The 13,636-nt window shown below is 73.4% G+C and carries 11 protein-coding genes; 7 read left to right on the top strand and 4 right to left on the bottom strand.

What is annotated here, in order from left to right:
* Positions 1 to 6: 6 nt before the first annotated feature.
* Both ABD944_RS06020 and pdxH read right to left on the bottom strand, forming a co-directional pair.
* Entirely contained in the window at positions 7 to 1,404 is a 1,398-nt protein-coding gene (locus ABD944_RS06020) for an MFS transporter (protein ID WP_345173204.1), read from the bottom strand.
* The gene (pdxH, locus tag ABD944_RS06015; protein ID WP_353832468.1) at positions 1,401 to 2,069 is read right to left on the bottom strand and encodes a pyridoxamine 5'-phosphate oxidase; all 669 of its coding nucleotides are present in this window, start codon (positions 2,067 to 2,069) and stop codon (positions 1,401 to 1,403) included. The genes ABD944_RS06020 and pdxH overlap by 4 nt, the downstream gene beginning before the upstream one ends.
* Before the next feature lie 174 nt (positions 2,070 to 2,243).
* Between pdxH and ABD944_RS06010 the strand changes: the two genes are divergently transcribed.
* On the top strand, positions 2,244 to 3,356 hold the full coding sequence (locus tag ABD944_RS06010; protein WP_345173201.1) for a citrate synthase 2: 1,113 nt from the start codon (positions 2,244 to 2,246) through the stop codon (positions 3,354 to 3,356).
* A gap of 117 nt (positions 3,357 to 3,473) precedes the next feature.
* Here the strand turns inward: ABD944_RS06010 and ABD944_RS06005 are convergent, their stop codons facing one another.
* Positions 3,474 to 6,356 (bottom strand): ABC transporter substrate-binding protein, encoded by a 2,883-nt coding sequence (locus tag ABD944_RS06005; protein ID WP_345173200.1) that lies wholly within the window; start codon positions 6,354 to 6,356, stop codon positions 3,474 to 3,476.
* A gap of 162 nt (positions 6,357 to 6,518) precedes the next feature.
* Between ABD944_RS06005 and ABD944_RS06000 the strand changes: the two genes are divergently transcribed.
* Positions 6,519 to 6,902, top strand: a complete 384-nt coding sequence (locus ABD944_RS06000) for a hypothetical protein (RefSeq protein WP_345173198.1) — start codon at positions 6,519 to 6,521, stop codon at positions 6,900 to 6,902.
* Between the two features lie 44 nt (positions 6,903 to 6,946).
* Positions 6,947 to 8,083 (top strand): phosphoserine transaminase, encoded by a 1,137-nt coding sequence (serC, locus tag ABD944_RS05995; protein ID WP_345173197.1) that lies wholly within the window; start codon positions 6,947 to 6,949, stop codon positions 8,081 to 8,083.
* A 48-nt stretch (positions 8,084 to 8,131) separates the two neighbouring features.
* Here serC and ABD944_RS05990 read toward each other — a convergent pair whose 3' ends face one another.
* Entirely contained in the window at positions 8,132 to 9,043 is a 912-nt protein-coding gene (locus ABD944_RS05990; protein ID WP_345173196.1) for a class II glutamine amidotransferase domain-containing protein, read from the bottom strand.
* Between the two features lie 625 nt (positions 9,044 to 9,668).
* Between ABD944_RS05990 and ABD944_RS05985 the strand changes: the two genes are divergently transcribed.
* The 4 genes from ABD944_RS05985 to ABD944_RS05970 all read left to right on the top strand — a co-directional run bounded on the left by ABD944_RS05985 (position 9,669) and on the right by ABD944_RS05970 (position 13,634).
* A complete protein-coding gene (locus ABD944_RS05985; protein WP_345173194.1) occupies positions 9,669 to 10,928 on the top strand; it encodes a hypothetical protein in 1,260 nt (419 codons plus the stop codon).
* Positions 10,929 to 10,993: 65 nt separating this feature from the next.
* The gene (gene cpaB / locus ABD944_RS05980; RefSeq protein ID WP_345173193.1) at positions 10,994 to 11,668 is read left to right on the top strand and encodes a Flp pilus assembly protein CpaB; all 675 of its coding nucleotides are present in this window, start codon (positions 10,994 to 10,996) and stop codon (positions 11,666 to 11,668) included.
* A 5-nt stretch (positions 11,669 to 11,673) separates the two neighbouring features.
* The gene (locus tag ABD944_RS05975; RefSeq protein ID WP_345173192.1) at positions 11,674 to 13,251 is read left to right on the top strand and encodes a CpaE/TadZ family protein; all 1,578 of its coding nucleotides are present in this window, start codon (positions 11,674 to 11,676) and stop codon (positions 13,249 to 13,251) included.
* 5 nt (positions 13,252 to 13,256) lie between these two features.
* Positions 13,257 to 13,634 (top strand): TadE/TadG family type IV pilus assembly protein, encoded by a 378-nt coding sequence (locus ABD944_RS05970; RefSeq protein ID WP_345173190.1) that lies wholly within the window; start codon positions 13,257 to 13,259, stop codon positions 13,632 to 13,634.
* The last annotated feature ends 2 nt before the right edge of the window (positions 13,635 to 13,636 follow it).

Raw genomic sequence — 13,636 nt, 5'->3', positions numbered from 1 at the left:
GGCGGCTCAGTCCTCGACCCGCACGGGCTCGGCCGGCACGGCCTCGGCGGTGCGGGTGTCGTAGCGGAGCAGGGAGGGGACGGCGAACCCCGCGACGACGACGAGCGCGGCGCAGGCCAGCCCGCCGCCGACCCAGGAGGCGGTCGCGCCCGCGACGCTCGCGGTCGCCCCCGCCCGCACGTCCCCGAGCCGGGGGCCGCCCGCGACGACGACGGTGAAGACGCCCTGGAGCCGTCCGCGCATCCGGTCGGGCGCGTACGTCTGGAGCATGGACCGGCGGAAGACCGACGACACCAGGTCGGCCGCGCCGCCGACGGCGAGCAGGACGACCGCGAGCCAGAGGCGGCCGGCCAGCCCGGCGGCCGCGACGGCGAGGCCCCAGACGGCGATGGCCGCCACGAGCGCGATCCCCTGCCGGTGCACGCGCCCTATCCAGCCGGACGACAGGCCGCCGAGGAACGCCCCGACCGCGATCGCGGCGAACAGGTAGCCGACCGCGCCCTCGCCGCCGAACCGGGTCTCGGCCACCTCGGGGAACAGGGCGCGCGGCATGGCGACCGACATCGCGATGACGTCCACCACGAACGACATGAGGAGCACCGGCTGCGTCGCGAGGTAGCGGAGCCCGTCGAAGACCGACCGCAGGCCGGGCGTGCCGGTGACGTCGCCGAGCGGCGGGATCGGCGGCAGCCTGAGCGCCGCGTACAGCACGACGGTGAACAGCACGGCGTCGAGCGCGTACGCCGCCGCGTAGTTCCAGTGGGCCAGCAGGACGCCGGCGAACAGCGGCCCGGACAGCATCCCGAACTGGCTCGCGGTGAAGTTGAGGGTGTTGGCCGCCGGGACGAGCGGCCGGTCGACCAGCCGGGGGACGATCGCGCTGCGGGTGGGCGAGGACACCGCGAACCCGACCGCCTGGACCGCCACCACGACCATGATCAACGCGAGGCTGCCGACCCCCAGCAGCGCCTGGACCAGCAGCAGCAGCGTGGCCGCCCACATGACGCAGGACGAGGCGAACAGCAGCCTGCGGCGGTCCATGTGGTCGGCCACCGCGCCGCCCCAGAGCCCGAAGACGATCAGCGGGACGAGGTTGACGACGCCGAGGGCGCCCACCCAGGCCGAGGAGCGGGTCATGTCGTAGACCTGGACGGGGACGGCGACGGCGGTGACCTGGAACCCGACGAACGACACGCCCTGGCCCAGCCACAGCCGCCGGTAGGCCGGGTGCCGGAGCGGCCGGGTGTCGATCGCGAGCCCCCGCAGCCGCCTGCGGCGGACCGTTCCAACGGGCGGCGGGGGTTTCTCCGGCTCGGCGTCGTCCTGCTCGGCGGACCGGCCGCGCCTTCCGGTCTCCCGTGGGTCGGCGCCGTCGGCGGGGGGCGGCTGCTGTTCGGGTGTCACGGAGCCAGTCTCTCCGTCACCCATCCCTCCGGGTCCCCGGGGGTCGCCCTCCGGTAGCGGATCCGGTCGTGCAGCCGGTCGCGGCGGCCCTGCCAGAACTCGATCGTCTCGGGCTCCACGCGGTAGCCGCCCCAGAAGTCCGGCAGCGGGACGGCGCCGGCCGCGTCCCCCTCCGGCGCCTCCGCCCCGCCGAAGGGGGACGCGGCCGGATCCGGCCAGCGCTCGGCCGCCTCGGCGTAGCGGCGCTCCAGCACCTCGCGGTCCCGGATGACGCCCGACTGGTCCTCGCTGGCCCACGCGCCGATCCGGGACCCGTACGGGCGGGTCCGGAAGTAGGCGGCCGCCTCCTCGCGCGAGAGCTCGGACACCGGCCCCGCGACCCTCACCTGCCGGTACAGGGGATGCCAGGGGAACACCAGCGCCGCGCGCGGGTTCTCCGCGAGGTCGCGGCCCTTGTGGGACGTCAGGTTCGTGAAGAACCGGAAGCCCTGCGGCCCGTAGCCCTTGAGCAGGACCGTCCGGGCGCTCGGGACCCCGTCGCCGGAGGCGGTGGCCAGGATCATCGCGTTCGGCTCGGCCAGCCCGGCGGCGTGCACCTCGGCGAACCACACGGCGAACAGGGCGAGCGGGTCGGCGGGGAGCGCCGACTCGGACAATTCGCCCACCTCATAGGATCTGCGGAGCCGTGCGGGGTCCGGCGTTGGGGAATCCACAGCGTCAGAGCCTCTCACCCCGAGCCCTGTGCAACTTGCAGGACCCCGGGGTACTGGTCAGTAAGGCGGGCAGGGTTCAATGGCACGGCACCGCCTTATCACACGGGACGAAAGGCAGGACGACACATGTCCGACTTCAAACCCGGTCTCGAAGGAGTCGTCGCCTTCGAGACGGAAATCGCGGAACCGGACAAGGAGGGCGGCGCCCTCCGCTACCGGGGCGTCGACATCGAGGAACTCGTCGGGCGTGTCTCCTTCGGCGACGCCTGGGGGCTCCTCGTGGACGACAGCTTCACCCCCGGCCTGGCCCCAGCCGACCCCCACCTGCTCCCCGTCACCTCAGGGGACGTGCGGGTGGACGTGCAGAGCTCCCTCCCCACCCTCGCCACCGCGTACGGGATGAAGCCGCTGCTCGACATCTCCGACGAGGAGGCCCGCGCCGACCTCGCCCGGGTGTCGGTGACGGCGCTGTCGTTCGTGGCGCAGTCCGCGCGCGGCGTCGGCAAGCCGATGGTCCCGCAGCGCCGGATCGACGAGTCCGGAACCATCACCGAGCGGTTCATGGTCCGCTGGCGCGGTGAGCCCGACCCCAAGCACGTCCGGGCCATCGACGCGTACTGGGTCTCCGCCGCCGAGCACGGCATGAACGCCTCCACCTTCACCGCCCGCGTCATCGCCTCCACCGGCGCGGACGTGGCGGCCAGCATGTCCGGCGCGATCGGCGCCATGTCGGGCCCGCTGCACGGGGGCGCCCCCGCCCGCGTCCTGCCGATGATCGAGAAGGTCGAGCAGCTCGGCGACGCCCGCAAGGTCGTCACCGACATCCTCGACTCCGGCGACCGGCTGATGGGCTTCGGGCACCGCGTGTACCGTGCCGAGGACCCGCGCGCCCGCGTGCTGCGCCGCACGGCCAGGGAGCTGGACGCGCCCCGCTTCGAGGCCGCCAAGGCCCTGGAGGACGCGGCGCTGGCCGAGCTGCGCGAGCGCCGCCCGGACCGCCCCATCGAGACGAACGTGGAGTTCTGGGCCGCGGTCATCCTCGACTTCGCCGAGGTCCCGACCTCGATGATGCCCGCGATGTTCACCTGCGGCCGCACCGCCGGGTGGGCGGCGCACATCCTGGAGCAGAAGCGCACCGGCCGCCTCGTCCGGCCGAGCGCCCGCTACACCGGCCCCGGCAGCCGCTCCCTCGACGAGGTCGCCGGTGCGGCGGAGGTCCTCAAGCGCCAGGCCGGCTGACGCGGCCGGTCCCCCGCCCCAACGCGCCTGAGGCCCCCGGTCGAACCGGGGGCCTTTGCCGTGCACGGAGGCGCCGGCCCGTCCGAGCCGCTTCGCGCAGGCGCCGCCGTGCCCGGGCTACTTCACGGCGGCGCCGCTCCCCTCCCCCGGCGGGCAGTCGGCCCGGCCCTGCCCGCGGGCGACGAGGCGGCCGCACACCTGCCTGACCTCCGTCGTCCCGTCCTGCCGGATCGTCGCGAGGATCACCGGCCGGTCGATCACCTGGTGGCCGGCGCCGCGGGAGGCGAACCGCAGCACGCCGCTGGCGCCGTTGCGCAGCACGTCGTGGTCGGGGTCGTTGAGCGCCGCGAACACCGAGCCCGCCGACGGCAGCGCCTTCTCCTGCCAGTACACCTTGCTCGCCACGGTCGCCACGAGGGTCGCCGCGTCGTAGCCGACGGCGGCGCGGGTGATGGACGGGCGCCGCCCCGACGGGTCGTCCTCGTCGTCGGTCATCTCCCGGACCCCCGGGTCGTAGTCGGAGTAGAACGTCTGCGGCGACTGGTCGCCGATCCACCGCCACGTCCACGCCTCCCGGGCGGCCAGCGGCGTGAAGTACAGGTCGAAGGTGTTCTTGCGGCCGAGCTCCTCGGCGTTGTCGCTGACGTACTTGGCGATCTCGTCGTCGGCGAGGACCAGCGGGCGCTTGGGGCAGGAGAGCTCCAGCACGTTGACGAACGAGCGGAACTCGTCCGACCGCCCCGCGTAGTAGAAGAGGTCGGGCTGGTCCTGGCAGGCCTCCCTGACCGACTTGTTCAGCTCGCCGGGGTTCCTGTACGGGCGCATCAGCGCCTTGCCGGGCCGGAACGACCGCTGGAAGTCGGTCGCCAGGTTCGCGCTGTAGAGGTCGTCGGGGTCGCCGTCGTAGATGACGACCGCGTCGTCCACCTTCCCGCCGCCGACGTCGCCGTGCCGCGCCCAGTACGCGGCGTGCCGGGCGGTCCGCGCGTTGGGGGACGCGAGCCGGAAGTAGTAGGGCGAGTATCCGGCGTCGCCGTCGAGCAGCGCCGTCCCGTCGTAGCTGTTGGCGGTGCCGACGAGCGGAAGCGCCGACTTGGCCAGCAGCCTGATCGCCTCCTGGGTCTGCCGGCGGCTCTGCTCGAACCCGATCACCGCGACGATCGAGCGGTCCTTCAGCGCCCGCGCGCGGATCTGCTCGGCGACGTCTCCGGCGTAGCGGAACTTGGCGCCCGCGTTGGCGACCAGCACCCGCAGCCGCAGGTCGTCGCCCTCGGCCGCGTCGTTGAACCGCTTCTGCGCGATCGCCAGCCCGATCAGCTCGCCCTGCACCCCGGCGAGCAGGTCGATCCGCTTGTTCTTGATGGACGGGTCGGCGGTCACCGGGCCGAGGTAGACCACGGTCGCGTACGGCTTGCGGGACTCCATGACGTGGTCGTTCAGCGACTCGATCCGGTCGAGGACCCTGTTGAGCCGGTTGTCGTTGTTCTTGCCGCCGGAGTCCTCGCCGAAGCGGAACGACCCGTCGGTGATGCCGACGCACTCGCCGTTCGCCATCCGCCTGATCCCGAACGGCGAGCAGTACCGCTCCACCTGCACGGAGATGACGGAGACGGACGCGGCGGCGACCGCGACCATCGCGATCCACGGCAGCGCCGGATGGGCGAGCCGGGGCCTGCGCCGCACCGGCCGGACGGGCGGCAGGTCGCCGCCCGGGTCGCGGGTGACGTCCACGCGCAGCTCGCGGCGCGATCCGAGGGCGCCGACGCGCCGCTGCTCGCGCGTGTAGCGGTCCCACAGGCCGCGCGCGGCGATGACGCTCTGCGGCTCGTCCGAGCCCACGTCCACCCGGACGGCCCGCGCGAGCCGCTCCAGCAGCCGGGGCCCGGACGGGTCGGACGGCTCCGCCGGGGCGGCCGGGTCGACTCCGGCGACGACGACGAGCGGGTCGAAGCCCGGCGGCCGGTCGCTCGCCTGGCCGTCGGCGCGGACCCGCTCGACCAGCTCGACGAACGCCACCCCCGGATGCCCGGCGGACAGGTGCTCGAAGATCAGCACCGGGTAGCGGACCCGGGCCCACGCGGCCCGCCGGTAGTCGCGCCGGTAGTTGCGGCGCAGGTCCTCCAGGAACGCGGCGACGAGCAGCAGGTCGAGCTGCTCGCCGTGGTCGTCCGGCTCGACCGGGCGGGGGTCGAACACGCCGAGCGCGAAGCCGAGGAAGCCGGTGGAGTCGCGGTCGACGTAGGGCTGGCGCAGGAACCAGCCGAACCGCCGCACCCCGTACCAGCCGCGCGTCCGGGCGACGATCTGCACGGTCACGAACGCCAGGCCGACGACCGCCGCGAGCACGGCGGAGGCGAGGTCGAGCGCCGCCGCCGTCCCGGCGCTGATCAGCGCGACGGCGGCGATGCCGATCGGAGCGATCTGCTCCAGGAACGATAAGAAGGTGGCGCGCCTGCCGGGCACCTCTTCGAGGTCGCGCAGGACGTCGCGCCCGCGCCGCCGGATCACCCGGTTGAGCTCGCGGCGCCGCGCGTTCTCGTTGTCGCCGACCGGCGGGTGCGTCAGCCGCCGGACGAGCAGGTGGTTCTCGCGCTCGGACGAGGAGGCGCCGCGCGGCGGGGGGCGCTCGCCGGCCAGCCGGATCTCCCGCAGGTCGCGCAGCCACAGCGCCATCTCCAGCAGCGGGAAGCGCAGCGCCGGCTCGCCCCGGGCGCGGCTGCTCGGCTGCGACAGCTCGCGCTTGGCCTCCCGCAGCACGCCCGCGACGCCGGTGGCGGGCGTGTCGGCGGCGATGTGCGACACCGGGGCCCGCTCGTCCTCGCAGCGCGCCTTGAGGATCTCGGCGGCGTGGGAGGCGGCGCGCTCCGGCCCGAGCAGCAGGAGCAGGGGCCGCAGCCGCTCCCGCCACCGCCACGGCGGCCGCTCGCGCAGCCGCTCGAACAGGTCGAGGACCCCGCGCAGCCGATCCTCGCTCAGGATCCGGTCGCCGTCGCCCGCCATGCGCCACGCCTCGCTTCCGTGCCTCGCCCGCTTCTGCCCCGCAGCCCCCCGACTCGCCGTCCCCGTTCAGGTTGGACGCGCGGAACGGTCGATCGGATCGAAACTTTCCGCTGATCATGCGCCGGTTCCCGAAACCCGGCCACTTTGCCATCATGGGGCGGCATGAGAGCAGCCCGCGGCGGAGACGACGAGCCCCTCGAAGGCGACATCGGCCCCGCGGCCGGCGCCGTGTCCGGTGCGGGGCACGGCCGCGCGGCGGCGCCCGCGCTCTCGGAGGCCGCGGAGGCGGCGCAGGCGCTGAGGCGGTTCGACGCGGAGCGCGAGGAGCGCCGCCGCGCCACCAACGCCGTCGCGGGACGGATCGCGGTCGCGCTCGCCGCCCTCTTGCTGGCGTTCCTCACCTACGACTCCACCGCCACGGCCGTGCGGGCGCACTCCCGGGGCGACGCCTGGATCTACCCGCCGGCCGTCGTCGGCGGCGTCTGCGCCGCCGGGCTGGTCGCCCTGCTGACCTGGGGGTGGCGCCGCCGGCGTCTCGGGATGTGAACTCGACCCACGATCTTCGCCGCAGGTCAGATAGCCTCGGGTGAGTGACCGACAGCGCGAATCCCACCATCGACATCCCCGCCGATCTCAGGCCCGCCGACGGCCGTTTCGGGTGCGGTCCCTCCAAGGTCCGTCCCGCGCAGCTCGCCGCCCTGGCCGAGTCCGGCTCGACCTACATGGGCACCTCGCACCGGCAGAAGCCGGTGAAGTCCCTCGTCGGCCGCGTCCGGGAGGGGCTCGCCGAGCTCTTCTCGCTGCCCGAGGGGTACGAGGTCCTGCTCAGCAACGGCGGCACCACGGCGTTCTGGGACGCGGCCGCGTTCGGCCTCGTCCGGCAGCGGTCGCAGCACCTGACCTTCGGCGAGTTCTCCAGCAAGTTCGCCAAGGTCACCACGGGTGCGCCCTGGCTGGGGAACCCCACCGTCATCTCCGCCCCGCCCGGCACGCACCCCGAGGCGTCCGCCGAGGAGGACGTGGACGTCTACGCGCTCACCCACAACGAGACCTCGACCGGCGTCGCCATGCCGATCAGGCGCCCGGCGGGCACGACCGCGCGGGACGGCCTCGTCCTGGTGGACGCCACGTCCGGCGCGGGCGGCCTGCCCGTGGACGTGTCCGAGACCGACGTCTACTACTTCGCGCCGCAGAAGTGCTTCGCGGCGGACGGCGGCCTGTGGGTCGCGCTCGCGTCCCCGGCGGCGCTTGAGCGGATCGACGAGATCGCCTCGTCCGACCGGTACGTCCCGGAGTTCTTCAACCTGAAGACGGTCGTCGACAACTCCGCCAAGGACCAGACGTACAACACCCCGGCCGTGGCCACGCTGCTGCTGTTCGCCGAGCAGATCGAGTGGATGAACGGGCAGGGCGGCCTCAGCTGGACGACGTCCCGCACGGCCGACTCGTCCCAGCGGCTGTACACCTGGGCCGAGAAGACCTCGTACACGACGCCGTTCGTGGTCGACCCGGCGCAGCGTTCGCAGGTCGTCGGCACGATCGACTTCAGCGACGACGTGGACGCGGCGGCCGTGGCCAAGGTGCTGCGCGCCAACGGCATCGTCGACACCGAGCCGTACCGCAAGCTGGGCCGCAACCAGCTGCGCATCGGCATGTTCCCGGCGATCGACCCGGGCGACGTCGAGGCGCTGACCGCCTGCGTCGACTACGTCGTCGAGCGCCTCTGAGACGAGCCGGAGCCCTCGGGGGGCCACGCCGCTCCCCCGAGGGCCGGTTCAGGCGACGGTCAGCAGACCGCCGGTGCCGCCCGCCTGCCGCACCACGCGATGGAGCAGGCCGGCTCGGTCGCCCTCGGCGTCGGCCGGGGTGAAGCCCGTCCAGACGCGCGGGTCCATGTCGGTGTCCCGCGCCGTGGGCACGAACGCCGCCGTCGCGAGGACCTCGGGCAGGTCGCGGCGCCCGGGGCGGCGCTCCATGCCGACCTTCAGGTAGGTGCCCTCGCGCAGCAGCACGACGGCGGCGAAGCGGACCCGGGTGTGCCGCTCGACCTCCCGGAACCAGCGCGGGTTCGACGCCCAGTAGATGTTCTGGTCGGTGTCCACGGCCATGGTCAGCGGGCTGAGCGCGCCGCGCGCCAGGTGCACCTCGGTGGGACGGTCGCGCTCGACCCACGCCAGCGCGACCCGTCCGACCAGGGCCCCCAGAACGCCGGTGATCTCGGCCGGGGGCCGGCGGCCGGCCAGCAGCCGGAGGATCGGCTCGCTGCCGGTGGCGCCGGACGCGGGCGGCGGCGCGAACCGCGCCCGCAGCCCGGCGGCGTCGATGTCGCCGTCGTACGCGCCCACGACCGTGGCCGGCGAGCCGGCGACGACCATGGGGCCGGCGTCGGCGGCCTCGGCCGGAGACCCCTGCGCCGCCCAGCGGGTGTGCCCGACGGCCGCGGCGGCGCGGTCGAGTTCGTGCAGGAACTCCGGCCGCCAGACCCCCGAGAACCGGCCGCGCCCCTTCACCACCCGGCAGCCCCCGCCGCCGGCCCCGCCGAGCCCCGGGGCGGCGCCGAGCAGCGCCAGGCCGGCCGAGTCGGTCCCCCGCTCCTCGGCGAGAGCGCCCAGCATGACGAACACGTCCGACGCCCGACCCGGGTCGGCCGCGAACGGCGAGCGCACCACCCCGAACAATCCGCACATGCAGGATGAGATGCGGATCGCGGGCGGGCGGTTCACCCCCGCGGCCTGGGCACGCACCGTGACCGGCCTTACCGGTGCTTATCACCCCATCAGCCACATTGGCCCCGATTAATTCCCACCATTGATCAGGGGCCCGGCACCCCGCCCTGTCCAGGGCCCTGGGGCCTACTTCTATGGCCGCATGTGGACCTTTCGTCCGCCGTTGATCAACGCTCCGCACGTCAGAGAGAATGGCCAGGCGGGGGCGACCTCTGGAGAGGAGAGTGAAAATTCCACTCTTCTGGGAGCGCACCGGCGACGGCGGCGGACGACTCCCGCGATCATCCGCTCCGACCAGGCGAAACACCATTCTCACCGACCGCCTGTCAGGACGGATGTGACAGGTTTTCTCGAACGTGTCACCACCATCGGGAACCTTGGTGGCGGACGCGGCATCGAACAATGCGATGCTCCCCGGTTTTGACGCCGGCACCCCTGCCGGAAGGACTAATCCCTTGAATGGTGACAGCCGTAATGACTATAGTCATCGATTCCGTGACCAGACGAATATATCGTCTGCCGTTCGGTCGCCGTTCAGGACGGGAGGGTTCCGCCCGGTGAGGCCTAGAGATCATCTGAGGTGCCCGTGACCGCGGTGGTGCTGGTCGGCGACTTCCCCAGCACGGGAGTCCTGCAGGCCACGGTGGCTCAGCGGGTGGCCGTGGAGGGCCGCGGCGACGAGGCCGCGCCCGCCTTCGTCGACCACATGGAGTACGCCCTCCGGCGGCGCGGCGCCGTGCTGGTGCTGTACCCGGCGTGGAAGAGGAGCCGTGCGCAGCGGCTGGTGCGCCTGGCACGCTCCGCGCTGCTCACCGACCGGATCGCCGGCCTGCCGCTCGACGTGCCGCCGCTGGCGCTGTCCCTGGTCGCCGACCAGTTGACGTTCGCGTCGGCCCACGCGCGGCCCGGAGTCCTCGCGACCCTCGCCCACCGGCTCTGCGCGACCCTCCACGCCGGAGCCTGGGTGAACAGCGTGGCGCGCCTCGAGCACGTCAAGACCGGACTCGGGGCGCACGTCTCGTCCTACCTGCCCGGCGGCGGGTTCTCGGTGACGGCCGGCGCCCACCCGGAGGTGCACCGCATCACCGCCGCCAAGCCCGTCCCGCGCCTGGCGTCGCGGCCCGCCGACCCCGTGCTGATGCTGGTGGCCGACGCGAACGGCGACGCCGGTTGGCTCCAGAGCAGGATGCGGCCGGTGCTCGCGGCGGTGACGTCGACCGCGGTGGCGCCGCAGCCGATGAGCGCGGAGTACTGGGGGACGAAGAAGTACACCGAGTTCGTGGCGTTCAGCGGTCACCCGCACGCGCTGCGGAGCCTGCTGGCCGGTTCTTCGTACAGGGCGTGCGGATGGTGCGGCGAACCGACCGCGCTGCCCGAGTGCCCGTTCTGCCTCATGGTCCAGCCGGTCCGGGAGGCGGCGCCCACCGAGGCCGTTCCCCCTGGTCACCCGCAGCGGCCGCACCCTCAGCCCTCTGGGGCCCAGCCTCCCCGTCCCCAGCCCCAGCCCCCGGCTCCCCAGCATGTCCAGCGACCGGCCGCCCCACCGCAGCCGTCCTGGCCGCAGGCTCCGCATCCCCCCGCGCCCCACCCCGTCCAGCCTCCCCAGGTCCGGCCCGACGAGGAGGCGCCGCCGACACGCCCGCAGTACCCGCGCCAGGACGGCGGTCCGCCGTCGGCGCCCCCCGACCAGACCGATGACGCCCCGTCCCTCACCACGCTCCTCGACGACGCGGCGCCCCGGCGGGCCGCGGCACCGGACTCCCCGCCCGAGCGGACGCCCCGGACGACCCCCGACGACGAGTGGCGCGATGGAACCGTCATCTTCCGTCCGCAGCGCCGCCGGTAAGCCTCCCTGCCCCCCGACCAGAACGGAGTCCCATGAACCCGCGCCAGCGACGTGGAGTTCTGCTGATGATCCTGGCTGCGCTCGGCGCCGTTGCCGTGTTCATCAGCATCATCGGCTATGTCGGCTCTGTTCGGGCCGAGGTCGGTGTGAAGACCGACGTGCTCATGCTCAAGCGCGCCGTCCCCGCCTTCAGCCCGGTCACCGCGGCGGACCTCGACCGCATCCGGGTGCCGAAGCGGTGGTCGCCGGAGACGATGGTGACCGACACGGCCGCGCTCAACGGCAAGGTCGCCGCCGCCGATCTTCCGGCGGGGGCCTACTTACAGACGGGCATGCTCGTCCCCGGCCCGACCCTGCAGCCCGGCCAGCGCGAGATCGCGATCATGATCGACGCCGAGACGGGCGTGGCGGGCAAGGTCCACGAGGGCATGCCGGTCGACATCTACGCGACCTACCAGACGCAGAAGGGGAACCAGCAGCAGTCCTGCGCGGCGCGGATCGTCCGGGCGGCCAGGGTCATCCAGATCGGGCAGACGACCCAGGTCAAGGACGAGAAGAACAGCTCGGTGACGCAGTCCCAGGTTCCGATCACCTTCGCGCTGAGCGCGCAGGACAGCCTCAAGCTCACCCGCGAGGAGAGCTTCGCGACGAAGATCAGGCTCGCCCTCATCGGCGGGTCCGGAACCGGCCTGGACGGCACCCGGCTCCCGCCGGTCTGCGAAACGCTTCCGGCGAGGTGAGACCGGTGAACATCCACGTCCTCCTCGGCGTCGAGGACCGCGATCTCGCCGCCGCCCTCAGCGGGCAGTTCCGCGAGATCCCCGACATCGAGCTCGTCGCGGTCGAGACGACGTCCAACCATCTGGCGGGGACGGTCGCGACGACCCCGAACCTCGACGTCGTGCTGGTGCACCAGGGGCTCGGGCCGCTGCCGGCGCTCGACCTCATCCGCGACCTGGTGATCCGCCAGCCCCAGCTCGCCGTCATCCTGATCGCCGACGACGCGACGGCCGAGATGCTGGCGGCGGCGATGGCGGCCGGCGCGCGCGGGGTGATCTCCAACGAGCCGACCCTGTCGGAACTGCAGAACCGCGTCCAGCAGGCGTCGGAGTGGTCGCGCAGCATGCGCCGGCACTTCACCTCCGCCGAGATCCCCGGCCGGCCGGGCCGGATGGCCAGGCTGGTCACGCTCACCGGCGCGAAGGGCGGCGTCGGCACGACCACGCTGGCGATCCACCTCGCCATCGCCGTTTCCAGTGCGGGGAGGACGGTGTGCCTGGTCGACATGGACCTGCAGAACGGCGACATCCCGGGCTACCTCGACGTCCAGCACCGGCACAGCCTCGCCGACCTCGCCGCGGCCGCCGGCGACCTCGACGGAGCGGTCGTGGCAGAGGCGCTGTTCGTCCACCCTGCCGGACCGCACCTGCTGCTCGCGCCCGCGCACGGCGAGGACGCGGAGGAGATCTCGGCCCGTGCCGTGCGGCAGATCCTCACCGTCATCCGGTCCCGGTACGACGTGGTGATCGTGGACGGCGGCACCCATCTCGCCGACGCCAACGCGACGGCGGTGGAACTCGCGGACGAGGCCGTCATCGTCACCACCCCCGACGTGCCGGCGCTGCGCTCGGCCCGCCGGCTGGCGCAGATGTACGCGCGGCTCGCGGTCCGCAAGGAGGACGAGGTGAGCGTCCTGCTCACCCGGCACGACAGGCGCAACGAGATCCAGCCCGAGCTGGCGAAGAAGATGGTCGGCTCGCCGCTGCGCGGCGTCACGGTGCCGGCGGTCTTCCGCGCCCTGGAGGAGGCGGCCAACACCGGCTCGCCGGGCGCGGTGAAGAACGCCGACTTCCGCAAGGCGATCGGCAAGGCGGCCCTGGACCTCGGGCTGCTCGACGCCGGGGGCGGGCAGGGCGCCGGCGCGGCGGCGGCGCCGGACACCGGCGACCGGGGCGAGGCCGCGATCGGGTTCGCCGGCGTCTTCCCGCTGATCCTGCTGGTCCTCGTGCTGGTGTGGCAGATCGTGCTGGTCGGGCTGACCTCCACCTACTCCAGCCACGCGGCGAACGAGGCCGCGCGGGCGGTCGCCGTGATCGGCTACGACAAGCGCGACACTCCCGAGGCGCGAGCCAACCGGGAGGAGGTGCGGCGCCGCGCGGTGGCCCGCATCAAGGGCAGGTGGAAGGACCGCGACCACCTCACGCTCGACGTCGTGGACGGCTACGCCGTGGTCACCATCGACACGCCCGTCCTGATCCCCGGGCTCCGCAGCTCGTGGGGCATCCGGACCCGAAGCAAGATCGTCTACGAGGGCGAGGGGTGAGGGACGTGGCGGCGCACGACGCCCGGCGCCGGGACGCGGGCGCGGCCGCGATCGAGTTCGCGGGCGTCCTCCCGATCGCGCTCTTCGTCATCTTCGCGGCCTTCCAGGCGTACATCTCCTTCACCACGGTGTCGCGCGTGGAGAACATCGCCCGCACCGGAGCCCGCGAGGCCGCCCAGCACTACGACCCGTCCCTCTGCGTCGAGTACGCGAACCGGGTCAGGCCCTACTGGCTGAACGACTACAAGATCGATGGAGGGCGGACCGAGGTGGCGGGAGCCGACGCCGTGTACTGCCATGTCGAGGCCAAGCTGCCGCTGCTGTTCAAGGGGGTCCCCTTCGACTACACCGTGAACCGCACCGTCACCATGCCGCTGGGATAGCC

It is taken from the genome of Actinomadura verrucosospora, from assembly GCF_039540335.1.
Lineage (GTDB): Bacteria > Actinomycetota > Actinomycetes > Streptosporangiales > Streptosporangiaceae > Spirillospora > Spirillospora verrucosospora.
The sequence above is the reverse complement of the archived record's forward strand: the minus strand, read 5'-3'. Positions and strand labels throughout refer to the sequence as shown.

What these genes read in the sequence shown, in the direction of transcription:
- ABD944_RS06005 (WP_345173200.1), bottom strand. Translation starts at nt 6,356, where the DNA reads ATGGCGGGCGACGGCGACCGGATCCTGAGCGAGGATCGGCTGCGCGGG.
- ABD944_RS05990 (WP_345173196.1), bottom strand. Translation starts at nt 9,043, where the DNA reads ATGTGCGGATTGTTCGGGGTGGTGCGCTCGCCGTTCGCGGCCGACCCG.
- ABD944_RS06010 (WP_345173201.1), top strand. Translation starts at nt 2,244, where the DNA reads ATGTCCGACTTCAAACCCGGTCTCGAAGGAGTCGTCGCCTTCGAGACG.
- cpaB (WP_345173193.1), top strand. Translation starts at nt 10,994, where the DNA reads ATGATCCTGGCTGCGCTCGGCGCCGTTGCCGTGTTCATCAGCATCATC.
- ABD944_RS06000 (WP_345173198.1), top strand. Translation starts at nt 6,519, where the DNA reads ATGAGAGCAGCCCGCGGCGGAGACGACGAGCCCCTCGAAGGCGACATC.